Origin of the sequence: Pseudoalteromonas lipolytica (genome assembly GCF_900116435.1) — a bacterium.
Lineage (GTDB): Bacteria > Pseudomonadota > Gammaproteobacteria > Enterobacterales > Alteromonadaceae > Pseudoalteromonas > Pseudoalteromonas lipolytica.
The window spans coordinates 77,536-102,370 of sequence record NZ_FPAZ01000005.1 but is presented as its reverse complement, the minus strand read 5'-3'; the positions used below and the strand labels follow the sequence as shown (position 1 = coordinate 102,370).

At 40.9% G+C, this 24,835-nt stretch carries 19 protein-coding genes; 8 read left to right on the top strand and 11 right to left on the bottom strand.

The genetic code is table 11. The features are described from left to right. Positions 1 to 30: 30 nt before the first annotated feature. Complete coding sequence (locus tag BM378_RS06325; RefSeq protein ID WP_036971040.1) at positions 31 to 840, top strand: DUF2797 domain-containing protein; 810 nt, start codon at positions 31 to 33, stop codon at positions 838 to 840. Here the strand turns inward: BM378_RS06325 and BM378_RS06320 are convergent. After that, positions 837 to 3,341 carry an EAL domain-containing protein gene (locus BM378_RS06320; RefSeq protein WP_036971043.1) on the bottom strand — a complete coding sequence of 835 codons (2,505 nt, stop codon included), beginning with the start codon at positions 3,339 to 3,341 and terminating at the stop codon, positions 837 to 839. The genes BM378_RS06325 and BM378_RS06320 overlap by 4 nt on opposite strands. Positions 3,342 to 3,419: 78 nt before the next feature. Here BM378_RS06320 and BM378_RS06315 point away from each other — a divergent pair, with 78 nt between their 5' ends. Further along, positions 3,420 to 3,713: a DUF4144 family protein gene (locus BM378_RS06315; protein ID WP_036971045.1), complete on the top strand. Its 294-nt coding sequence runs from the start codon at positions 3,420 to 3,422 to the stop codon at positions 3,711 to 3,713. Here the strand turns inward: BM378_RS06315 and BM378_RS06310 are convergent. The 6 genes from BM378_RS06310 to BM378_RS06285 form a co-directional block, all read right to left on the bottom strand. Continuing rightward, entirely contained in the window at positions 3,710 to 4,630 is a 921-nt protein-coding gene (locus tag BM378_RS06310; RefSeq protein ID WP_036971046.1) for a histone deacetylase family protein, read from the bottom strand. The two genes, BM378_RS06315 and BM378_RS06310, sit on opposite strands and share 4 nt — an antisense overlap. A gap of 68 nt (positions 4,631 to 4,698) precedes the next feature. After that, positions 4,699 to 6,246 carry a serine hydrolase gene (locus BM378_RS06305; protein ID WP_065978128.1) on the bottom strand — a complete coding sequence of 516 codons (1,548 nt, stop codon included), beginning with the start codon at positions 6,244 to 6,246 and terminating at the stop codon, positions 4,699 to 4,701. Further along, positions 6,243 to 6,758 (bottom strand): gamma-glutamylcyclotransferase family protein, encoded by a 516-nt coding sequence (locus BM378_RS06300; protein ID WP_065978129.1) that lies wholly within the window; start codon positions 6,756 to 6,758, stop codon positions 6,243 to 6,245. Before BM378_RS06300 ends, BM378_RS06305 begins: the two co-directional genes overlap by 4 nt. Before the next feature lie 7 nt (positions 6,759 to 6,765). Continuing rightward, positions 6,766 to 7,386 carry a LysE family translocator gene (locus tag BM378_RS06295; protein WP_036971052.1) on the bottom strand — a complete coding sequence of 207 codons (621 nt, stop codon included), beginning with the start codon at positions 7,384 to 7,386 and terminating at the stop codon, positions 6,766 to 6,768. Between the two features lie 7 nt (positions 7,387 to 7,393). Beyond that, positions 7,394 to 8,176 (bottom strand): hypothetical protein, encoded by a 783-nt coding sequence (locus tag BM378_RS06290; RefSeq protein ID WP_036971055.1) that lies wholly within the window; start codon positions 8,174 to 8,176, stop codon positions 7,394 to 7,396. 3 nt (positions 8,177 to 8,179) lie between these two features. Further along, positions 8,180 to 8,650 carry a CreA family protein gene (locus tag BM378_RS06285; protein WP_065978130.1) on the bottom strand — a complete coding sequence of 157 codons (471 nt, stop codon included), beginning with the start codon at positions 8,648 to 8,650 and terminating at the stop codon, positions 8,180 to 8,182. A 101-nt stretch (positions 8,651 to 8,751) separates the two neighbouring features. Here BM378_RS06285 and BM378_RS06280 point away from each other — a divergent pair, with 101 nt between their 5' ends. From BM378_RS06280 to BM378_RS06270, 3 genes are all read left to right on the top strand, one after another. Further along, entirely contained in the window at positions 8,752 to 9,339 is a 588-nt protein-coding gene (locus tag BM378_RS06280; protein ID WP_065978131.1) for an outer membrane beta-barrel protein, read from the top strand. Positions 9,340 to 9,349: 10 nt separating this feature from the next. Next, entirely contained in the window at positions 9,350 to 9,679 is a 330-nt protein-coding gene (locus BM378_RS06275) for a 5-carboxymethyl-2-hydroxymuconate Delta-isomerase (RefSeq protein WP_065978132.1), read from the top strand. A gap of 915 nt (positions 9,680 to 10,594) precedes the next feature. Next, positions 10,595 to 11,644 (top strand): metallophosphoesterase, encoded by a 1,050-nt coding sequence (locus tag BM378_RS06270; protein WP_065978133.1) that lies wholly within the window; start codon positions 10,595 to 10,597, stop codon positions 11,642 to 11,644. A gap of 358 nt (positions 11,645 to 12,002) precedes the next feature. Here BM378_RS06270 and BM378_RS06265 read toward each other — a convergent pair whose 3' ends face one another. After that, positions 12,003 to 14,141: a winged helix-turn-helix domain-containing protein gene (locus BM378_RS06265; RefSeq protein ID WP_065978134.1), complete on the bottom strand. Its 2,139-nt coding sequence runs from the start codon at positions 14,139 to 14,141 to the stop codon at positions 12,003 to 12,005. 341 nt (positions 14,142 to 14,482) lie between these two features. On the opposite strand from BM378_RS06265, the gene BM378_RS06260 reads away from it, so the two are divergent. Further along, the gene (locus BM378_RS06260) at positions 14,483 to 17,515 is read left to right on the top strand and encodes a TonB-dependent receptor plug domain-containing protein (RefSeq protein WP_036971073.1); all 3,033 of its coding nucleotides are present in this window, start codon (positions 14,483 to 14,485) and stop codon (positions 17,513 to 17,515) included. 64 nt (positions 17,516 to 17,579) lie between these two features. On the opposite strand, the gene zapE is transcribed toward BM378_RS06260, so the two are convergent. Beyond that, positions 17,580 to 18,686 carry a cell division protein ZapE gene (gene zapE, locus BM378_RS06255; RefSeq protein WP_036971077.1) on the bottom strand — a complete coding sequence of 369 codons (1,107 nt, stop codon included), beginning with the start codon at positions 18,684 to 18,686 and terminating at the stop codon, positions 17,580 to 17,582. Between the two features lie 58 nt (positions 18,687 to 18,744). On the opposite strand from zapE, the gene rsuA reads away from it, so the two are divergent. Together rsuA and BM378_RS06245 are read left to right on the top strand one after the other, a co-directional pair. Continuing rightward, the gene (gene rsuA / locus BM378_RS06250; protein WP_036971079.1) at positions 18,745 to 19,443 is read left to right on the top strand and encodes a 16S rRNA pseudouridine(516) synthase RsuA; all 699 of its coding nucleotides are present in this window, start codon (positions 18,745 to 18,747) and stop codon (positions 19,441 to 19,443) included. A gap of 103 nt (positions 19,444 to 19,546) precedes the next feature. Then, entirely contained in the window at positions 19,547 to 21,172 is a 1,626-nt protein-coding gene (locus BM378_RS06245) for a methyl-accepting chemotaxis protein (protein WP_036971082.1), read from the top strand. Between the two features lie 151 nt (positions 21,173 to 21,323). Here BM378_RS06245 and BM378_RS06240 read toward each other — a convergent pair whose 3' ends face one another. Then, the gene (locus BM378_RS06240; RefSeq protein WP_036971085.1) at positions 21,324 to 22,106 is read right to left on the bottom strand and encodes a YggN family protein; all 783 of its coding nucleotides are present in this window, start codon (positions 22,104 to 22,106) and stop codon (positions 21,324 to 21,326) included. A 151-nt stretch (positions 22,107 to 22,257) separates the two neighbouring features. After that, entirely contained in the window at positions 22,258 to 24,687 is a 2,430-nt protein-coding gene (locus BM378_RS06235; protein ID WP_036971088.1) for a zinc-dependent metalloprotease, read from the bottom strand. Positions 24,688 to 24,835: the final 148 nt, after the last annotated feature.

Below are 24,835 nucleotides of genomic sequence, written 5' to 3'. Positions count from 1 at the left end.
CTTTTTTACATCTTTAGGGGCTATGTAAAGATGCAAGGCACACTTCGCAAATTAAAATCGTCGCACGCTGCACCCGTTCAATACCACCTGCCAATTGGTGATGAACTCGTTTCTTTAAATGATTACATTGGCAAAACACTGACACTGACTTTTACAGGCAATATTTTTTGTAGCAACTGCGGCAAGAAAACCAAAAAAAGTTACTCGCAAGGTCACTGCTTTGTATGCATGCGTAAGCTCGCTAGCTGTGATATGTGTATTATGAAACCAGAAACATGCCACTTTGATAAAGGGACTTGCCGCGAGCCACAATGGGGGGAAGAAAACTGCATGATCCCTCATTATGTCTATTTAGCAAACACTTCTGGATTAAAAGTCGGTATTACCCGTCACACGCAAATCCCCACTCGTTGGATTGACCAAGGCGCGACCCAAGCACTTCCTATCTTTAAAGTGCAAACTCGACTTCAATCGGGTCTTGTTGAAGTTGCTTTAGCACAGTTTATCGCCGATAAAACGAACTGGCGAAACATGTTAAAAGGCCAATCAGAAGTCATCGATTTAAAAGCTGCTGCTGCAGAACTTATTCCGCAAATAGAGCCTAAGCTCTCTGAACTTGCAGCGCTTTTTGGTGCAACAGCCATTGAAAAACTTAACGAAGACGTTGTTGAACTAGACTACCCTGTTAGCGAGTATCCGACAAAGGTTAGCTCTTTTAACTTTGATAAAAACCCTGAGGTATCTGGCGTACTTCAAGGTATTAAAGGTCAGTACCTCATTTTTGATACTGGCGTCATTAATATTCGTAAATTTACGTCTTATGAAGTCACTCTGGGTTAAGCACTCTGGGCTTTAGCAAGATAAAAGTCATACCATTGCTGCTTCGCTATGGGGCGGCAAAAGTAATACCCTTGGATGGTATCGCAGTTAAGCATTTGCAAATAGTTTAGCTGCTCTATTTTCTCCACGCCTTCAGCAACCACATGAATACTTAGACTTTTTGCAAGCGTAATTATTGCAGTTACAATCTCACTATTGCCATATTCATCCGGCACTTTGGCGATAAAACTGGCATCAATTTTCAATGTATCAATGGGTAACTTGGTTAAATAACTTAGCGCAGAATACCCCGTGCCAAAATCATCAAGCGTAATATGCACACCGAGTTTTTTTAGTGCAAGTAACTCTTGCTTCGCTTCACTAAAATGACTAATAAAGCAGCTTTCTGTTAGCTCAATTTCTAACTTGCGGGGGTCTACATCATATTGTTCAAGTAAACGCGCAACATTAGATGCCAGCAACCCCTGACGTAAATGATTGGCCGAAATATTAATCGCTAAACGGCCTGCCTCAATATCATATTGCCGCCATTTGGTTAATTCCTTACAGGCTTGCTCGATCACCCATAAATCAAGCTTAACAATTAAACCAAGCTCTTCTGCAAGGGGGATAAATTTGGCAGGCGATATCACACCTAAACTCGGCTCTTGCCAGCGTAATAATGCCTCAACGCCTAATATTTTACCGCTATTTAAATGCTGCTTAGGCTGAAAGTACAATTCGAATTCATCGCTTTCGATAGCATTTTGTAAACGACTCATCATCGCTAAACGCTCTAAAGAACGTGCATTCATCGCGGGCTTAAAGAGCTGAAATGAGTTTCGTCCGACTTCTTTAGCACGGTACATCGCTATGTCGGCATGTTTAAGCAACGTTGCACTATCAATGCCATCATCGGGGTAAACAGCCGCGCCGATTGAAGCAGTAATCGCAACCTCATGTTCATTAATTAATAGTGGCATACTGACTTGTTGTAATACTTGCTCTGCGAAGCCCAATAAAGTTTCAACACGGCTCACTTCGCACAGCAATACAAACTCATCGCCACCTAAACGCGCCAGAGTGTCTCCTTGGGGGAGAATAGATAAAATACGATCTGCAACTTGCGCTAATAAGTTATCGCCAGCATCATGCCCTAAGCTGTCATTGACTTCTTTAAAGCGGTCTAAATCAATAAACATCACAGCGAGTAGATCATCGTTTCGCTTAGCCGCACTTAATGCGATTGAAAGCCGGTCATTAAATAAGCGTCGATTAGGCAGACCGGTCAATTCATCGTAATAGGCAAGCTGTGAAATCTTTTCTTCTGCGCGCTTACGCTCCGTGATATCACTGAAAATAGCAGCGTAAAGAATTTCATCAACATTAGGGTCTTTAATTTTAATGATGGTCAACCACTCAACAAACTCTTCCCCCCCTTTTTTGCAGTTACAAATTTCTCCCTGCCAAACTCCGTCGTACTCAATGGCATGCCACATTTTCTGATAAAAAGAACGACTGTGTTTTGTAGAACTTAAAATACTCGGCCGTTTGCCGATGACTTCATGCTCAGCAAAACCTGTTAGCTTTGTGAACGCGGGGTTTACTTGAATAATCGTGCCGTCTCTTTGAGTCAGCATAATGCCATCGAGTGAAGCATCAATAATCTTATTAGCAAGGAATAAGTTACGCTGAGACTTTTGTAGTGCAATGTCGCGTTGTTCAATTGCACGCTCTAATTCACAGCAATAAGCCGATTCAATTTCAGTAATCAAATCGGCAAATGAAATAACGCCACAAATATCGGTATCTCTCACAACAAGATGACGTACATTTCGATCAGACATCAATCGGTACGCATCAAATAGGCTGCTTTCACTATCAATTTCAATCAATGGATAACTTGCATACTGCCAACAAGGATTTAGCCATTCAGTTTGAATGATCAACCCAACAATATCACGCTGCGTAATAATGCCATGAATGTCTAACGCTTGATTATAAACAAGAACGCTTTCAAGGCGCTTCGCGCGCATAATATCAACCACGCCTTCGATAGACATCGCTGAGTCCACAATTTCTAAATCGGTGCGGTATTGCTCATGAATGGGTCTAAACTGTAAATAATGATCAAGCCCTTGATTATGAACTATATCAGAAAGGCTGAGCATTCCCGCGGGCTGCTTATCGTTATCCAATACCAACAAGTGACGAATCCCATGTTGCTGAAAACGCAATGTCGCATCACTCAGCAAGCACTGACTTGGCACAGAAACAACTGGCGCCGACATCACCTCGTGAATCGCCACATCTTTAAAAACAGGGCTGGTAATGTCTACCTGCAAGCAGTCAGCTTCGGTCCAAATACCGACAATTGATTGTTCGTGTTTAACAAAAATAGCCGTTACATTATGAACATGCATCAACCGCACAGCATCAACCAGCGGAGTATGCGCAGGGCACGATACCAGCTTTTGCGAGAAAACATCACCGACCTTTTGATGGCGTCTTGGTTGATTCATAAGCAAACTTACCTAGTTTTGAAAGGAGTTAGCAATTATAATCATTTCAACCTATGTAGCTTTGATGCAGGACAATAAATGCACCAATCATTTCCCTTGATCATCTGCGCACAGCAGGAGTTGGATTACTTAAAAGATGAGAGTGATCTGGAGAGTTTCTTATTTAATTTAGATGAAAATCAAAAAAATCAGGTCATTTTAATAGCCAAAAACGGCCAGCACTTTGACTTAAATAATAACCAACTCGCCCCATTGAGTGATACAGATCTGGCAAAGCGCGTAACGCAACATTTAACTCAAGAAGGTATTTGTTGTCTCAGTAAGGTAACGAGACTGACTACGCAACAAGCATTTTCACTGCTGGAGTCTTAGGGCGCATCCACCAGCGCTTTTACATGAGCAACGGCGCTGCGACCTAATGCAGAAAGAGCGTATCCCCCTTCTAAAAAAGACACAATACCCCGGCAGTGTTGTTGCTCACACAGCTCAGCGAGCTGAGATGTTAGCCATGCATAGTCATCTTCTACAAACTTTAAGCTTGCCATATCATCTTCTAAATGAGCATCAAATCCCGCACTTATGAATAATAACTCAGGCTGAAATTCAGTCAGTTTAGGAAGCCATTGCTCAAGATAAACAGCTTTTAAATCATTACCATCACTGGCAATTGGCAAGGGGGAATTAACCAGAGTTTGATTATTTTCAACAGCCGTATTCGGATAAAAAGGATGTTGGAACAAAGAGCAAAATAATACATTTTCATCGTCTAAAAAGATGTCTTGCGTACCATTACCATGGTGGACATCAAAATCAACAATTGCAATGCGCTGAACCCCTTTACTTTGGGCATACTTAACCGCAATTGCTAAATTATTAAAGACACAAAACCCTGCAGAAGTGGTACGGTTAGCATGATGGCCAGGGGGTCTTATAGAACAAAATGCTGCATCAATGTTATCAGCAAGAATTTCATCAACCGCAAGTATGCCCGCCCCTACAGCTCGCTCAATGGCTTTCATCGAGTCGGGACATAACCATGTATCACCATCTAGTTCAGCAAGGCCTGAGCTTGGAATCGTTTGCTCAACATGCCGAACAAGGGATTCATCGTGAGCACGTAAGAAGTCATTCCGGGTGGCTTTGGGCGCTTGTAAATGAGTTACCGCAATATCAACACCGCTTGCCAGTAAGCGATCAGTGATCATATCTAATCGTGCTGGACACTCTGGATGATCTTCTATCATTTTGTGTTTACGGCACATTGGGTGTGAGATAACAGCCGTTCTCATAACATGCTCCTTGAACAATTTTCTCCGATTATAACAAAGCCGCCATGTGGCGGCTTTGCGACTTTGGTTTACTTTTTAGCCTGTAAATCGAGGTTTCTAAAGTCAAAGCTAAAGTCAGTGACCTCGGTCGAAACGGCACGCATTGTCGCGCTACTGACACGGTTATCGGGGTTCATTTGGAACTCGATATACGCATCTGCTTCAAGCAGCTTCTCATCCCATTTAACAATAAACGTATTACCCGTGTAATGCTCAAGCTGGCCTTTTAAACGTTTGGTATGAGTGAAATCAATACGTAGTTGACCATTTAATTCTTCAATTATTACATCGCCATACCAGTTATCATGCAATGTGCCTGTGTAATTAATATTAGGCAGTTTAGGTTGATAATCAGCGGGGGTTTCTGGCGTAGCGTTCGCGTAGGCCTTTTCTTTGTTCTCAAAATGCTTTTTCGCTAACTCTTCCACCCAATCTTTATCGTCAAGTTCAAGGGCATCTTCCAATACTTCGTAAGTCACAGCTGATAATGCACTGAATGCTTGCTGGTTACTTAAAATGACAATCCCAAGGTTTTTCTCTGGGAGTAACGTTACTTGCGAAACCATGCCAAGAATCCCACCACCATGGCCTAGCTTTTTAATTCCATGAAAGTCTTCAATACTCCACCCTAAGCCATAACCTCTAAATTGCTGATGATACATGTCATAGGCACTTTTTGATGCCAGTGAAGTAATGTGTGGATGCCACATTTGCTGCTGTTGTTTTTCTGTGAATAGTTGCTCACCGTTAGGCATTTTTCCGTGAGCAAGTTGTGTACGTAGCCACTGGCTCATATCGTTTACACTGGATGCTATTGCACCTGCACCACGAAAATCTTCTAAGTAATTAACGAAAAATGGGTGTAACTGACCATCCATCGGAATGTGGCCTATTGCCCAATTTTTATTGCTTTTAGGAATGCGTGAAAAACCTGCTCGTGAATTCTCCATCGCAAGGGGTTGTAGTATGTTTTTTTCGATATAATCATTCCAGCTCATGCCTGAGACGCGTGCAACGACTTCGCCTGCCGTAACAAACATTAAATTGTTATACGCATACTTACTGCGAAAACTACTTGCCGGTTTTAAATATTTTAGACCTGCGATAATCTCATCAATCGATTTATCCGTGTCAGGCCAGATCATCAAATCGCCTTGGCCTAAACCAAGGCCACTGCGATGGCTTAATAAATCGCGTATGGTCATTTCTCGGGTCACGTACGAATCGTATAAACGAAACTCAGGTAGGTGATCAATCACCTTGTCATCCCAATTTAACTTACCTTCATCAATCAGTTTTGCTAACGCGGCTGCCGTGAACGCTTTTGTATTAGAGGCGATACCAAATAACGTGTCTTTGTTCACTTTTTTACCGGTATCAAGGTTCGCAATACCAAAACCTTTAGCTAGCACTACCTTGTCATTTTCAACAATCGCAACAGCCATCCCCGGTACATCAAAACGTGCCATTGAGGTTTCAATAACTTTTTCTATTTTTTTCGTGTCGATATCGGCATAGCTGTTAAATGCACAGCTAGTTAACAGCGCAGCTGCTACGGCTAATTTACGGAATGTCATAATGTACCTTGGTGATTTTTATTGTTATGAATAGCGAACTCTTTCGCTGCTCGGGTTTTATCTGGATCATCGCGACTGTCTCGCGATAGGATAGCTTCACTGTAATGATTTGGCACGCCAGCTTCAAGTGCGCCGCGATGAACATGCTGTAGATACCAGTCGAATGGCAGTAACGCGCTGTCTAATGTATTTGCAATGTAGCAATGCGCTGTCAATTGCTCACCTTCAACCAGTTCTACACACACATCAACACAATCGTATCGTGGACCTTCAATTTCATCTAATATCGCTTTTTCAGCTAAATTTAACTGATACACCACACCATAAACTAACGCTTCAGGCTCGTCGGTTTGACGAATACTGCATTTAGCTGAGCCATCTGTGCTCACCATATCAAACGTCAGTTCGTAGCCTTTCAATACCGCTGTCCCGACACGCTTTGCTTCAGGCAGCCTAGCTAATAGACGACTTGACGACATGTTTGACCCAAATGAAAAGTTATATACTGTCATAATCACCTCACACGACTACACGAATGGCTAAGGCAATTAGCACCACACCAATGCCTCTATCAAACCAATAACCACGCTTTAAAAAAAATGCGCGAACCGATGCCTTGGAAAGCACCAGTGATAAAAATGAAAACCACAGCCAAGTAGCCACAGCCATATACACCCCATAGCTAGCTTGCACTCCAACTGGCGTATCTGGGCTAATTACAAGTGTGAATAACGACATAAAAAATAATGTCGCTTTAGGATTAAGCGCATTAGTAAAAAAGCCACGTCGAAACGCTTTGAAGTAGGATTCAGGTGCAGTTTCCGTGAGTGTTTGTTCATCAGTGTGAGCGGGCTTAGCACTGCGAATTGCGTGTACGCCTAAATAAGCTAAATATGCACCTGCCACGTATTTAAGCACCATAAATAAGCTGGGTGATTGTGACAAAATAAGCGCCACGCCTAAAACACAATAGCCAATATGCAGCAGTATTGCCGCGCCCACTCCCGCACTAGTCCAAAGCGCATTTTTACGCCCTTGTTGAATACTTTGTTTAAGCACAACAGCAAAATCAGGGCCGGGGCTTGCCACAGCAAAAAAATGCGCCACAGCAATTAATAAAAATTCATCAACATATTGCACGTGCTAACTAACCTACTTTTTGTTCATCTAAAGCAAGTAGCAAAGGATTAGCGCTATCATTAATAAAGGCTTTTATCTGCTTTTGTGCTTTTTTATATTGGCTACGTAAATGTGGTTTCAAATATTTTTTAGTTTGATTGTCTGTTTTAAAGTGCGTGACCAGTGCATGCATAAATAACGTTTGAGGCTCTGTTAATGCAGCCTGACGATTTGCATACGGATTATAACCACACCCACATCCACCTTTAAACTGATAGACCGTGTTACTCATCATAACCCCAAACCCTAAATAACACGCAAGTGCATCACTGGCCTGTGGTAAAAACTCTTTTCCACCTGGCGGTAACACGCCAACATGATGAATCAATATGGTTGCCAACGTACCAGCAAAGCTCGCCACTAAATCTTGTGGTTGGTTAATTTGATTTTGGTTAAACGACACATTAATCAAATGATTGGCAGGTACCATAAGCGTTGCACTTTCCCCTCTTAATGAGTCTTGAAACGCAAAATGAGGAAATACCTGTGGTGTTAATTGCGAGGGCGAGACCAAATTAACTGGCCACGCTTGCATGCCGGCATAATCAACAACGCGGGCAAATACCTTTTTTGCCATGTCTTCAATGCTAGACACACTGTCAGGAAAGAACTGACTATTCGGCAAAATTATTTGTGTCTGATTTAAAAAGTAATCGCTGTCAAAGTGCTCAACAGCCCACATAAACGTGTCTATTAACCATTGTTGTTCTTGTTCATCAACTAATGGGGCTGATTTAAATAGTGCTAACATAATTTACTCTTGTGAAAGTGCCCACTGCCATGCTTCGGTATTATACAAAGGCACCGTAGATAAGGCGTGATGATGGCTGCCTGTTGACTCTTTGGTTGAATAAGACAGATACAATAAAGTACGCGTTGGCGCATCATAAATGCGACGGACTTTTAACGATTTAAATAAAATACTTTTCGATGACTTAAACACCACTTCACCAGATTTACTACGATCGATACTTTGTAACTGCTGAGCCGTAATTGGTCCCGTTTGACGACACGATATCGACATATCCGATGGATCGGCAAAATCGAGGTTCGCCTCAATATGACTAATATGACAGGTTACACCGCTAATAAGTGGGTCTTGTTGTGATACAACTTTAATATCTTTAGTCGTAAATAGCCCTAAACTGACTGACGCAGCCTCATCCGAACAGCCGTTGAGCAACGCCAAAGTCGCTGCACAGGCTACATATTTCAGTAACTTCATATTAGTTATCCTTATAAAAACGCGCGTTATGCATTTACAACAATTTGCCTGCTATGTTTCAATACTATCTCAAAACATCCTCAACAACGAGCACCTAAACAATGAAAAAGTCGCTAACTGTATTGTGCTTAATGCTAACGAGTTTCACCGCCTCTGCTGGGTATTCTGTCAGTGCAGGTTTTGGCAAGAATTTCAGTCAATCATTAGAAACCGAAGAAAACCTAAAAATTGATCTCGACGATGATAGTCAATTTACATTCAGCATTGACCGAACTATTGAATCAGCACGGTATGGGCTATTTTACTCAGCAACAACATTGAATATGGAAGCACAGACTGATAAGAAAATCGAGATGCAATACCTACTATTTCAAAGTGCTGTTGAAGTGCCTCTAGGTAAAAACATCAGTGGCTTTGTCGGTGCACAAATTGGTGCAAACCATGTTAGTACCAACTTTACAGAGTCTGATACCTTTTTTACCACAGGCTTATATGCCGGTGCTGAGTACTTATTTACCGACAATGTACGTGTTTATGTTGAAAGTCGCTGGTTGGCGACTATTGTAAATAATGCAAGTAATGTGTCATGTACCTTGCCCACATCAGAAAACGAACAATGCCTTTGGCATTTCGACGGTGATGTGTTGAACCAATTTCAGACAAACATCGGTTTTAGCTACCGCTTTTAAGGAACACCCCATGCCGCATATTGTTATTGAACACTCTGAAGACTTACCAATTCTTCCGCAAGTGCTGGTTGAAAAAGTACACTTGGCAGTCTTTGATTCTGGTTTATTCGAACTATCAACCATAAAAACGCGTGCCATCGCTTATCAACACTACCAGCTAGGTGAAGGAAAAGACGGTTTTATTCACATTAGCGCATCGATAATGCAAGGTCGTACCGTTGAACAAAAGCAACTCTTGAGTGAGCAATTGCTGAATTGTTTAAGAACATACTGTCGTCGTTCGTACAGCTTAAGTGTCAACATTTCCGACATGAACCCAGACATTTACTGCAAGTGTTAAACAATTTGCTGAGTTAGAAACTCTGTTCATAAGCATTTCATTTCTATTTAAGGCAACAAATAAGCAGTAAGCACTCACCACGCTCATTGGGCAACAATGCAAAACCCAATGAGCAACTCTGTGCATATTCAGCTCTCCCTTTAAATCAAAAGAATGTGCTGTTTAAAAATGATAATAACTTGCTTGCTTAGTCATTAAGCGAACATCCTCAGTACACTTAGATTAGTGTCGTGGTTCTCACTCAATGCTTTACTCTCCCTCTAACACTATTTCAGCGCCGAATGCTCTTACTCTTAGTAGTCGCTTTTTCAAGGTGTGACTCAGTAATAAAACAAGCTAATAAACCATCAAAAGAGAGCGAATATTACATAGTTACTAGCATTTAGGTACTGGCTTTTAGGTACTGGCTTTTAGGTACTGGCTTTAGACTAATGAGTTACATAGCTACAATCTTATTCGCTTCTCTTTAAATTATCAAAAAACATAACGATTTGTTTTTATTAAACAATATTTAAAAATAGATGTAAAAAAGACATATAAGCCATCAAAAATAGAGTTTAAATGATTTGTTACCTCATTCTGTACTTGCGATAACTCATTACAGGTGCTCTTTTCGCCTTACCTTAGAAATGGATGTTGCAATGAATTAACACCTTCGAGTACATCCCTAGCACCTGATGATAGAGACAAAAAACGTAACGCACATAGAAAATTAGGAGGTAAAAATGAATAATCACTCCATAGTAAAGCGAAAGCATAAGTATCGTGAAGAGCAAAAAGGTGTACTGGCTTTAATGCTTGATTTTACGTTTATTATTTTCGTTACATTAATCTGCTCTTTATATATTTACTCACTTTGCTTTATATCTCTTAAAGCTTTGTAATACGCAATTAAAGAGAACCCGAGGTATTAACATGCTCTTTTCTAAGTTTTTAATTTACACATTACTTCTTACAAACTCATTGTTTATCACCACAGCATTGGCACACAATAACGATGAAAAAATCACCAAGTATGATGATGGCCCTTATTTATTTTATAATAACAATCACATCCAACAATTTGATGTGATTAACAGCAAGCTAGAAATTACAAACTATGCTGGCCCACTTGCTATTCCTGAGGAGTTTAAAGCGACAGACAATGACCAATATAGTGATGTAAAAAAGTTTGCTGCAATCAGTGATATCCATGGGCAATTTGCAATATTTAAAAAATTGCTCATCAACAATGGTGTAATAAACGACGCATTAAATTGGCAGTATGGTACTGGGCACCTAATCATAACTGGCGATATTTTTGACCGTGGCGACACTGTTACAGAAGCACTTTGGCTAGTATTCAAGCTTGAGCAACAAGCAGCAATTGCCGGAGGTCACGTTCATTACCTTCTCGGTAATCATGAATATCTAGTTTTGCGAAATGACCAACGCTACCTGCACCCCAAATATAAACATACCGTCTCGTTTTTTAACGATAATCTAACAGAGCAATACAGCGTGCAAAGTGTGTTAGGCCGCTGGTTAAGAAGTAAATCAACCATTATAAAATTAAATGACTTTATTTTTTTACATGGGGGCATTCATGAGGACTTTCTGAATCTAAACATGACACTTGAAAGTGCAAACCAAGCGTTTAGAGACAGCATATCTAAAAGTAAGAAGGAATTAAAAGCCAATCCTTTATGGGCTACTTTACATGGAAAAACAGGCCCTATCTGGTATCGAGGCTACTTTAGAGATGAGCAACTTAAAGATGAAGCCGTTGCTGGCGTGCTAAGAAAGTTACAAGCGAGTAAAGTAATCGTAGGCCATACTTCAATGCCATCAATCGAAACGCGTTTCGATGGTAAGGTTATCGCGATCGACAGCTCAATCAAACGAGGAAAAGAAGGTGAATTGCTCCTATGGGAAAACAACCAGTTTTTTAGAGCAACGCTTACCGGTGAAAAAAAGCCACTGTAATAAATGCAATTTAAAGCTGCAACATTAACCACCCAATGCTTAAAGGAGTGCTTAATGTTGCAGTTAACTACACCGTTAATGAGAATGGGTAATGGGTAATGGGTAATGAATAACAGGTAACTGAACAGATTAAGACGTACTTGCACTTAAGGCATTTAGTTTTAAACCCACAGTGTTAAAACCCACTTAGTCTTGTACGCGCTTAGCCTTAAGCCCTCTTGTTTTACACAGAATTTGTCCCCTATTTCGCTGCCTTGGCTATCAGATAAAGACACCGTAATTACATATACATACCTTTTCTTTTAATACTTACCGGCAAAGCTGTAAAACAGAGGCAGCAAAACTAGAGTTAGAGAAACTAGGGTATAAACTCGGCAGGTAAACGCTTGATCTCTATCTCAGGCAATAAATAAGCGGTATAGACTAACCAACGCTCATTAGGTATGTAGGTTAAACCTGATGAGCGGCTGTATGCTCGTTCAGGTAACGCAATTAAATCAAAATGACGTTGTGTTTCTAAATCATAATAGCTAATACGGTAGTCGCCTAAGCGCACTTTATAGTAATAAATACGCCCTTCATGAAAAGCATTTTCAGCAACATATAACCATGTATAGTGATGCGCTAAATTAATATCCTGTACCAGTAATTCTTCTACACCTGTGTCGTGATGCTTAACCCAAATAGCATCATTTGAGTTACTAAATAATATATCGCCTTGCGATGTCTCAATACCATAACGAGCTTTAGTATTTACAGCCTTGCCTTTAATTTGCCCATTTAAATCATAACGGTATAAATAATCACCATCCGACACCAAAAACGATTGACTGTCTGCTGAAAATCTCGGCTTAATATCAGGCTTAAATGGCAGCGTTAGCGCTTGGCTTTGCTCGACTTTGAAATCATAAAAATATAAAGACGTGCGTCCTTTGTTTTCCAAAAAGAACAAAATATAGCGGCCATCAGGTGACCACGTAGGATCGAGTATTTGCCCTGTAACATGACTAAAATCAGTAAGCTGTTTGCGAGAACTACTATCAGGGTTCACAATCCATAATTGTGAACTACCAGATTCATCAGATACATATAAAAGTTTATTCTGTTGCTCGTTATATTCAGGAAAACGAGAGCTAAAATTAGTTGAAAGCATTGAAAAAGGTGAACTTGCAACTTGCTCGTCTATTTTCAAGCGCGTGATCACTCTATCGAGATCCCACTGATGATAATACACACTGCCATCACTACTAAAGTTAGGTGAACTCATACCTGCAATTTGTGTATTTATTAAAGAGTTGTCACTTATGTCGTAAAAGTACCCATAACGCTTTCCTGCTTCCACAGCTGTAAAAGCCAGTTTATCTTTATGTGGATGCCAATCAACGCCATGAATATCAACAAAATTATCGGTAATGCGGCGGCTTTCCCCAGAAGACACATCGATTAAAAACAATGCTTTTTGATCATTTTCAACATTTCGAGTCACCACTACTTGCTGAGCATCCGGAGAAAATGACACTGATTCATCGATTACGTCACAGTGATCTGTACAGGGTATAAATGTTTCACTTAATTGATTAGCATGTAAATCAAGTAGTTTTAAGCGACTAACAGACTTACCAGATTCAGAAATTTGTTCATCAATATAAACTAATGTACGACCATCAGCACTAATGTCTAAATCAGTTCGAAACTGACGACTACACTCAGTCAGTACCACACTGGTTGCGTTCACTAAAGAGAGTTTAACAATCTCACAAAACTTATTTGTTTGATACCGATAATAATAGAGAGTCTTTGCATCAGGACTGAATACAGAGTGGCCTTTAGTGTAAGGTGAGTCAGTGAGTTGTTTTGCTGGGTGCTCAGGAAAGTGCAAATCACGTAAGTATAAGTTGGTCGGTTTGCCTAACTGTCGCCATAAATACACTAAATAATGCTGGTCGTTTGATATCGCAGGGTATATTTCTCGCCCGGGGCTTGCCGTTACGCTTTCGATACTGTTAAGGGGGAGTGAAAATGCAGTATTATCTTGATTATCAGGTTGGGTAGAAAACTGCCAATACAAAGCAACAACACTAATAACAGAAATGGCTACAAAAGCCCCCGCAAGAATCGGCCTAATCAATGATAAGCGCCTACTTTTGTTTTTTTCGTTTCCACTTAACGCACATTCAGAGGGAGGTTGAACCAGTCGATACCCTGTTTTACGCAACGTTTCTATATAAGTCTGTTCAGGGTCAAGCTCTTTAAATGCTTTACGTAAATGCCATATTGCATTGGTTAATGCTTTTTCACCAACATAAAAATTCCCCTCCCATACAATATTGATTAACTCTTCTCGGGTAATAGCTTCAGGATAACGCGCAACAAGACAAGCGAGTAATTCAATAAACTTTGGTTGTAAGATTTGCTCGCTATTATCATGGATCAGTTTGTTTTCTAGCGGGTTAATAACACAACGACCCAATTGATAAGCACGATTAGTTGTTTCCATTAACTCAAAATAACCCTCATTGTTGGTATGCAGCAGTATATAGCTTATTCAAGTTATCTTAAATCCTCCCTTTTAACCAGCTTTAAAGTTAAGAACTAGTTAATAGCAACTTCACAGTTAACCAACTGATTTTAAATAAATAGACATTCAATAGATGTTAAATAGAGACATAAACGAGTCATGGTTAGTTGTAGTTGCATTCACATTTATATAAAAGTTTTAACGTCAATACCTGACAACCAGAGTGTTGCTCGCTGTACATTTATACTTAACTGCCCTTAATTGAGCTTCACTCTGGTTTTTTAGAACTAAAAATAAACACAACATAAGTAGGAACACCCGTGAGAAATCAACTAATCAAACCGTGTGCTATCGCGCTTGCTGTAACGAGCGCTTTATGCCAGCAAGCTTATGCAAATGAAGCTGAAGAAGTTAAAATTGACCGTCAACAAACAACGAACTCTGTTAATGTTAAACCCGAAGCCAAAGAAGACGTTGAGCAAATCATTGTTACTGGTTCGCGCTTAAAGCGTGATAGTTTTTCTGTAACAACCCCCTTAGTAACGATGGACAAAGCGGCGATTGAAGACACTGGTTTATCTAATTTATCAGATATACTTGTGGATAATATGCCCGGTTTAGGTATAGATATTGGTAACACAACTAGCCAATCAAATAACTCTAATACAGGTTTATCAACTGTTGAACTTCGTAATCTAGGTGCTAATAGAACTCTTACCCTAATAGATGGTCGTCGTGTTGTAGCAAATAGTTACAGTGGTAACTATGTAAGCCTTAACACTATCCCGAGTGGTATGGTTGAACGTGTTGAAATCATTAGTGGTGGTGCCTCTGCTACTTATGGCGCTGATGCCGTAGCCGGTGTAGTTAATATTATTACCCAGTCGAAAAAAGAAGGCTTTGACTTTTCGGCTAAAACTGGCCGCACTGATGAAGGTGGAGGTAAAACCTTTACCATAGATGCAAACTACGGCAGTTCATTTGCAGAAGATCGTGGTTATATGTATGTCAGTGCAAACTGGGACCGCGATTTTGGTATTAGTTACTACGATAGAAAACGTGCCCAGATGGAAGCCGACGTATTCTATAACGAAGATGAACTATGTAATGGTGTTGGCACAACTACGGGCGACCAATGTATGCGCGATACCACACGTGCTGATTGGCGAGATAGAAGTGACGGTCTTCCTGGCGGTGTTTTCTTAGAAAGCTCAAAGAATGATACGCAGTTTTGGTATGACGGTACAAATTTACGTGATGATTGGGCTGGAAACGAAGAATTATACGGCATCAACTCAGCTCAGTATGTAATGTTAAACGTACCGAGTGATAACTTATCACTTGCTCTAAAAGCTGATTTTGATATCAATGATAGCACTACTGCATATGCGCAAGTGCAATTTAGTAAAAGTGGTTCATTTAATAACAAATCACCAGAAGACACATCAGAAGGCAGTGAGGTCGTTTATATTAACCCAACGACTGGTGAAGCAGAACCATTCTCAGCTGGTTATATTCCTATTGATAACCCTTACGTACCGCAAAGAATTATCGATAGCGACCCGTATAAAGACCGTATATATTGGGACCGAAGATTCAATGAAGTGGGCAATATTAGCACTGACAATAACCGCGAGACAATTCGAACATGGGCGGGCTTACAAGGCACTATGTTTGATGAAATGTGGGATTGGGATGTTTCTGTAGGTTATGGTCGATACAAGCAAAAACAAGTACGCGCCAATGAACTTAGCTTAGTACGTTTAGCACAAGCCCTTGATGCTGAAAAGCTAAATGATGGCACTATTCAATGTGCTGACAGTGATGCACGTGATGAAGGTTGTGTGGCTGTTAATTTATTTGGTGAAGGCTCTATCACACCTGAAATGGCTGACTGGATCCGCTCGACACCAGTACTTGAAACAACCAATGAACAACTTACCTTAATGGGTTACATTAGTGGTGATTTATTCGAATTACCAGCGGGTTATGTGTCGTCTGTTTTTGGTGGTGAATACCGTAGAGATTCGCAAGACATTAAAACATCTACAGACATGCAAACGGGCGGTATTACTTATAACTACATGCCAGAATTTTACGGTGAAATTGATGTAGTTGAGGCCTTCGCAGAGTTTGGTATTCCCCTTTTACGTGATGCTCCTTTAGCAAAAAGTTTAGACGCTGAAACATCAATACGTATCTCTAACTACGACATTGACGAAGTAGGCACTGTTGCTAGTTATAAGTTAGGGTTATTTTGGAAACCTGTTGATACACTCGCTTTACGTGCAAATTATGCACGAGCTCAACGCGCTCCTACAATTACCGAATTCATGTCACCTGAACGTGGTGATTACGATTCATACAAAGACATCTGTGATGGGGTGACAGCAACTTCTGACGATATAGGTCACAATAACTGTCGTCTAGATCCAGCTATCGCAGCTCTAATTACAGAGGATGCTAGTTTTGAACTTGATGATGACAACAGCGGTTATTCTCCATCATCTGGTAACAGTAATATAAAAGAAGAAACCGCAGATACTTATACTGCTGGCTTCACTTATTCACCAGAGAGTTTAAAAGACTTCAATTTAGCGGTTGATTATTACGATATCGCAATTGAGGATGCAATTGATGAAATAAGTAATGAGAATATTCTATATCAATGCTACGCATCAAATACTGGCTATGGTACGACTAACCCATTTTGTAATGATATTACCCGCGGTAGTGATGGACAAATCAATAAGATACAGCAGCGTGAATATAACCTTGATGAAATTAGAACTCGCGGTTATGACGTTGTAGCTACCTATAACTTTGACCTAGATGACATGGGTAATATCGCAGTCAAACTTGATTACAACCATATCATTGAACACTCTCAAACATTTTTAGGTGAAGATGGTGATTTCGTAACAACCAACTATGTTGGCTATGGACGAGGTAAAGATAAAGCTGCATTCTCGCTTTCGTGGAGCAATGAAAACTTACGTATTCGTTGGAGCTCTCAGTTCCAAGGAAGCTTCCGAGAAGATGAACAGCTAGATCGAGATTACGAAAAAGCGATTGCCAAAAATACTGAAAAGTGTGCAAATGAATCAGCTGATTGTATTAGTAACCCTGAGCCACTTGCATTTCAAAAGTTTGGCTCATTTATAAAACACAACTTAGCAGCTTCATACACTATGGAACTAGATAATAACAGCGAATTACGTTTATCAGGTGGTATTAACAACATCTTTGATAACAATGGGGCGTTTTTCCCACATGGAACAGGTAACTTCAACTCTGATTGGGGTGGTGGTAAAGGCCGCTATATGTTTATTGGAGCGCAATATAGCTTCTAAAAAAATATTTTAATGCTCCCAAGCAATCCCTGGTAAAGGCGAAGCGTAATGGCTTCGTCTTTTTTCACCATGTTTGTACCTCAATAAGGCGTGATTCTGCTCGGGCGTATTCAAATGCTAACTTGTGCCCTTGATACAACTCACTTATGCTCCCCTCGGCTGATATAATCAACAGCCTATTTCTATCATAAAATTCATCCACTAAAGCAATAAAACGCCGCGCTTCATCATCTAAAAAATGTTCTTGCAAATCTTGTTTCTCACGCTGATAACTATCTTCAATACCGTGTACTATCTGCTTACCTGTCGCACCTCGTCCCATAACGGGGACGTTAAGCAAATACACTCGTTTAAACTGCTCAGCTAAATAGATATAATCAGCCGTACTGCGTGCTCCTGAGCACAGCGCCATAAAATCAAACATAATGGCTTCTTTTGCCTTTAGCACGAAGCAAATACTTCGATTGTGAACCGTTATAGCCTGATTCTCAGTAATTGCTTGCTCTTGCGCATAAAAGCGCTCTTTTATTGCTTCATCATTATTGATAACAAAGTGTTTATTTTGTTTTCCAAAGCGAAGCCGATGATCAGTCTCGCCCGCAACACTCATCACACAGCAATGTTGTTGTAATAAATCAATAGTCGGTAAAAAACGTGCACGTTGTAGGCCATTCCAATATAGCCTCTCAGGCTGACAATTTGAGGTGGCAACCAGTACAACTTGATGCTCGAATAGCGCTTCAAAAAGCCCTGCTAAAATCATTGCATCGCCAATATCAGAGACAAAAAATTCATCAAAACAAAGTAGTTTAATTCGCGCGGCCCACTCTTTGGCTATAACAGACAGCGGATTTTTTTGTCCTTGTAATTCTCCCAAACGTGCATGCACTTGCTTCATAAAATGGTGAAAGTGCAACCGCACTTTTTCTTTGATATCGACATGATGAAAAAACACATCCATCAGCATCGACTTACCGCGTCCAACTGGGCCGTGCAGATAAAGGCCTTTAATTGGCTTTCGTCTTTTCCAGAAAGGTGTTGGCGCTGTTAGCTCAAAGGCTAAACTATCAAGCGCAGTAATGGCATTGCGCTGAGCAACATCATCACTTAAGACTCCCTGCTCTATTTGCGCATTGTAGTACTGTAAAATTTGTCCTTGCTGTACTGTCATAGGTCACTAGTATCCGCTATACTCGCCGCCATTGTAGCCGACTAAAAATGTGATCCCAATGAAATTTCCATGCCGTTTAGATAAATTTATCAGCCATATTGCAGAGTTACCTCGCAGTAAAACCAGAGCGGGTATAAAGCGTAAGTACGCTAGCGTTAATGGTGAGGTGATCACCTCGTTTGATTATTCAATAACTCAAGAAGACGATGTACGTTGGCAAGGCGAACCGTTAGTATTTTTAGGTAAACGCTACTTTATGCTCAATAAGCCCTCAGGCTATGTATGCGCAAATAAAGATGACTTACACCCAACTGTGTTTGATTTATTAGACGAACCAAACATGAGTGATTTTCATGTTGCCGGACGCTTAGATATCGATACGACAGGTCTTGTTATCATCACTAACGATGGCGATTGGTCACACAAAATTACGGCTCCTAAACACAATAAATTCAAAACGTACTTAGTTGAAACACAAGAGCCTATCGATGAAGATGCTATTTTAGCTCTGCAGCAAGGTGTGCAATTACATAACGAAAAAGAGTTAACTCGCCCAGCCATTGTTGAGCAACTTGCGAGTTACAGTTTACGTTTATCAATCTGCGAAGGTAAGTACCATCAAGTTAAGCGAATGCTTGCCGCTGTTGGCAATAAAGTCGTTGAATTGCATCGTGAAAAAATAGGCGACATTCACCTTGATGAAAACTTAAAGAGTGGTGAATATCGTCCGCTAACAGACGCTGAATTGATACTCTAAATAGGGACTTGAGTAAAAATCATGATAACGCTGTCATTTTTTCTTAATTAATGCTGATAAACATGGTAGAAGATTAAAGGGGAAATAATAAAGGAGGCTGACTGTGTTATCAGGACTAGCTTTAAAAACAAAAATCACCTTTTTTGCTATCGCTATTTTTATCGCGTTATCAGCGATAGCTTTACTAGGTTTGCAATCATTACGTCATGCCAGTGAAAGCGACAATATCGCTCGCATAAACCAACTAATGAAAAGTACTACCAACATTGTAGAACAGTTTGAGTTGATGGTTAAAAACGGTCAACTTGAAGAAGCACAAGCCAAAAAACTCGCAATCCAAGTACTTAGAGAAAATAAATATCACGACTCTGAATACGTGTATGTGGTCGACAACAACCTTGATTTTGTTGCCACACCGCATGATCCCGAGTTGCATGGTACGAGCTTTAATGACTTTAAAGATGCCAGTGGTAACAGTATTGGTCGCATGGTTGAAAAACTGGTGGGTAATACTACCAATAAAATTATTACTTATCATTGGGACTCTGTCCGTGACGGTGAAACCGTCGACTTAACCTCTGTCGTGCAAAAAACACCTCTGTTCGGTTGGTATGTTGGTACTGGTATCAGCGCAAAAGAAGTTGATGAGCGCTACTGGAGCACCGCAAAATGGTTGCTCGCTTTATCAATGCTCATTGCGATAGCTCTCACGTTTGCTATCGCTCGGTTTGGCTCATCACTCACCAATGCTTTAGGCGGTGAAATTGATGAAGTAATTGGCATTGTTAAAAACGTATCGCGTGGTAATTTGCATTCGCCTATTCGCCAAGATGCTCCTAGTGAAAGCATTATTGCCGCTATGCATTATATGCAACAAGGTTTGCGAGGCGTTGTTGGCGGTATTAAAGACGTGACCGACAGCTTACAAAATCAAAGTGTTGACAATGAATCACGTTCAATTGAACTTGATAGACTTACTCGCAGCTTAAATGAGGAAACGCAGATAGTCGCCTCTGCAATTACCGAATTAACCGCCTCAGCGCAAACCGTCGTTGAGCATGCTGAGCAAGCCGCTTATTCAGTCCAAGAAGCTGAGAATCAAGGGCAAAGTGCCAGCCATTTAACCAACGAAGCAGCCGAAACCATTGCCCTGTTAGAGAAGCAAATTGACAATGCGGGCAATAACATTCAAGTACTTGATGATGAGGTAAATAATATCGCTAACGTACTTAGCGTTATTCAAGGTATTGCGGAGCAAACAAATTTACTTGCTCTGAATGCAGCCATTGAAGCCGCCCGAGCGGGGGAGCAAGGTCGTGGTTTTGCCGTTGTCGCCGATGAAGTGCGTGGTCTTGCGCAGCGTACTCAAACCAGTACCGAAGAAATACGTAATATGATTGGGAAACTGCAATCAGCAACGCAAGACGCTAAATCATCCGTGTCGTTAAGTATTGCAACCAGTGAACAAACGGTAGAAAAGTCGACTAAAGCAAACGAAGCACTTAATCGCGTCGCCAGCTCGCTTAGTGCCATTGCTCAAATGAGTCACCAAATTGCAATTGCAGCGAAGGAGCAGCTAGATGCAGGTGAAGATACAGCAAAACGTATTGTGACCATCTCTGATACCGCAGCACAAACAGCCAATGTATCAAATCAAGCACACACTGCGACTGATTTAATTAAAGGCCTCACCACAAACTTAGAAACCGAAACAGCTAAGTTTAGCTAATGAGTACACTTAACGTGTTATTTATGTGCATTTGTCATAATGAGTTCTCAGTGTGTCAGCACATTTAAAACAACACAGTACATGACACTAAAAAGCCCAGAAAACAACTGGGCTTTTTATTATTGATTACCTAACTAAGGCCTGAACTGTACTAGGATTTAATCTGTACCAAATCAAAGTCAGCCATCCCTGGTACTATTTTTTGCAACCGTGACTCGGTAACATCTAACGAGTTCAAACACTCACAATACTCAGAGGCTTTCATTTCAAGTTGCTCTGCTTTCTTTTGGAGGGACTTATCTATTTCTTTAGATATAATATCCATACGCTGTCCCATGTCGTTGATGCGGTCTTCAATATTTCCTTCGCGAGATTTAAAGGCATCCCCTAACGAAACTAAAATAGCGCCTAATGAACCATGCACCGCTGAGTGAATTTTTTGACTGATCTCTTTAGTAAAGAAATCATCAATTTTCGATAATGATTGCGGAGCAATAAAGAAAAAGTCATCACCGCGCTTAAATTTATCCATCAACGCGCGTTCTACATATTGTAGTTGAGTTTTTAACACTTCAGGCTCTTTATCAGACATCCCTTCAACAACTTGTTCAATTGCGCTCAACCCTAAATTCACACCGTCAGTGGCCAGTTCAACTAATTCTGGCACCGTATCTCGGATACCAAGACTAAATTGCTCAACAACTTTGGTTTCTTCTGGATTTAAATCAACCCAATAACCACGAATAAACAGCTGGTTATTATTATTAATTTGCACACGAGTTTGGCCTTTATCAACAATACGAATGACATCGTCAGTAATAATTAAGCCATGACTTAGCTCGACCTCACATTGTTTTTTTTCTAACGAGGCATAACTAGAAAAGCTAGAGAATGCAATGGCCGCTGCCAATAACGAGCGAGAGAGTAACGCCATATACACCCCAAAAAGACAAAAAAGAGAGGCCGCTAGATTAGCAAATATCCAATTTTATGCAAGTAAAACGCCAAGGCCTAACGTCGCTTTCGCAATAGCTCAAACGTTCATCCATGGTAAGGCTTGGCGTTTTACTTTTTAGACTAATAAGTTAAATTGGCGAGCCCGGAGGCATGGGTAATGCCTTAAAGTTATCCGGCCATTTCCCCGTGTCTAAAAATTGCGACACCTGCTCGCTCAAAAATTGCTTAAATGCACTGTTCCCTACCGAGGCACTGCCTAGCATTGACTCTTGCTGATAACTTTTTGCAAGCTTTGCCAAGTAATAACGAAACTGCGCTTGCACCTCAGGATCAACCTCATCACTGGCAACTAAATCAGCGAACTGCTTTGCCGTTAACAGTTGTACACGCTGAGTTATTTTACCCGCTAGGCCGTCCCCCATTTTTTGCTCAAAAATTTGCTGATACGTTTGTGCTATTAACGCATCTAACCCATAAAACGCATCGCTTCTGGCGTGTTGTTGTGCCAAACGGTTAACACGTTGACTATTAAACAGTAAGCTTAAACTATGTGTCGCCGCCACTTCGGGAAGTGCCATTGCATCAAGGGTCAGTCCTGTACGACCAACAATACTCTCACGTGATTTTGACTCTCCGTACGCTTTTGGCGGAATAAGCGATAATATCGATTCAGGCAAGACAAGATTATCAGCCTTAAGCGTTTCAAGAAGCGCATTAACGGCTAATTGTTGCGTTTGTTTTGCAACCACCTGTGCACCTTTAGGTTGTGAGCCATTTCGTACTTCATATTCGTAGTTTACGCCAGCTACGAGCTTTACTGCAGCTTCAACTTGATAGCGGTGGAACAAATATAACGGCACTAACATTTCCTCTAACTGCGACAATGCAGTACCCGTTTTAATATTATGAATGCCAAAACTAGCGAGTGCTTGTTTGCGCACAGCAAGTACACGCATTAATTCATCACTGGGCGAACTGCCATTATCCCAAAGATGTCCCGTAGGGTGTGCCCCACCTTGTGCCCGAGCATCACTGTCTGAGATGAACTCAAGACCTTTACTTTTGTTTTCGGCAAGAATAGCAGCAAGCTGCTTTGTTTCATCTTGATTGCTAAAATCACTGTAGCCATATTTAACGACTTGAGTATCCCAAACGCCCATCCCAGATGCATAGCCGCGACTAACATCCAATTTACCGTGCTCATTAAAACTTAATAAAGGATGCGGGTAATCCATGACAGAGGCTCTGTCGCCAACAGACGCTGCAAAGTTGTGAGAAATACCCAGTGTGTGCCCTACTTCGTGCGCACTGAGTTGACGAATACGGTCAAGCGCCATCGCATGTAAACGCGTTGCCACTTCATTTCCTTCTAAATACGGGGCAGCTAATGCTTCTGCTAGTAAGATATCTTGACGTACACGCAATGAACCAAGAGTCACGTGGCCTTTAATTATTTCACCCGTACGTGGGTCAATCACTGAACTGCCATATGACCATCCTCGGGTTGCTCTATGCACCCATTGAATCACGTTGTAACGCACATCCATAGGGTCAGCATCATCAGGCAGCACCTTCACAATAAAGGCATTTTTGTAGCCTGCTGCTGTAAAAGCATCGTTCCACCATTTAGCCCCATCTATCAGTGCCGTTTTCACTGGCTCAGGCACACCTGGATCTAAATAATACACAATCGGCTCAACGGGCTCACTAACTGGTAAGCTTGGATCTTTTTTAGCTAAACGGTGACGCGGGATATAACGCACATACATGGTTTCATCCAGTGGTGCCGCATAATCTTTATGTTCAATACTCCAAAAACCAGCCTGCGGATGGAATTTACGCGGCGTGTAGTTATCATCGGGCAATTTAATTAAAGAGTGATGCATGTGCACTGTCAGGGCATAAGGGTGCGCACTAACTTGACGAACATACTTACCAGGGTTGCTACCTTGAAAGGTTAAAACCGCTTCAAGCTCAGTATTTTCTGGGAATGCGTTTGAGCGCGTTAAATACACCGCACTTCGATTGGCGTCTACATTAAAACTACCCTGCCCCCGAGCTGCTAAGCTGCGAGTAACGCCATGCACATCACTTAATAAGTAAGGAGTGTAATCAATTAGGGTGGCAGAATCGGATTGGGCGACAACATCAAAGCCGGCAAGAATACTTGACGCGAATGCCTCTTTTATACTTTGTTGTTCAGCGACATTGGTAGTGTTAGCGCGATAATACGTATTGAGTGCACGTAACATGACTTTATCGCCAAAACGCTCGAACTGCACAAGGTGGGTATTGCCAAGTTGCCCTCGGTCTAGACCAATATCATTCGAGCCAACGCCATACGGCAAGCTTTGTTGTAATAAAAACGGCTGCGTGAGTTTATCTACCTCAACATAGACTTTGCCGTTTTCAGTGTCGTAATAAAAGGAAAAGTAACCTGAAAAATGTGTCATTTTTTCAGTAAAATCATTTATAGACTTAATTGCTGCGTGTGCTTGGGTTATCATAGTAAGTAACACAGCTAAGAGCAGGTATCGTAGTAATGGTATTTTTTGCATAATCTTATCTTTGTTATTCGCGTTTTAAATACTGTACAGGTATTAGGCAGTATAAAGTATCGCCGATAAAAAACAGCTATTTAAGACGAAATTCAGCGCTTGCTAAGACATTCTCTCTCACACTAAAAAATGTCTAGCTACAACGTTA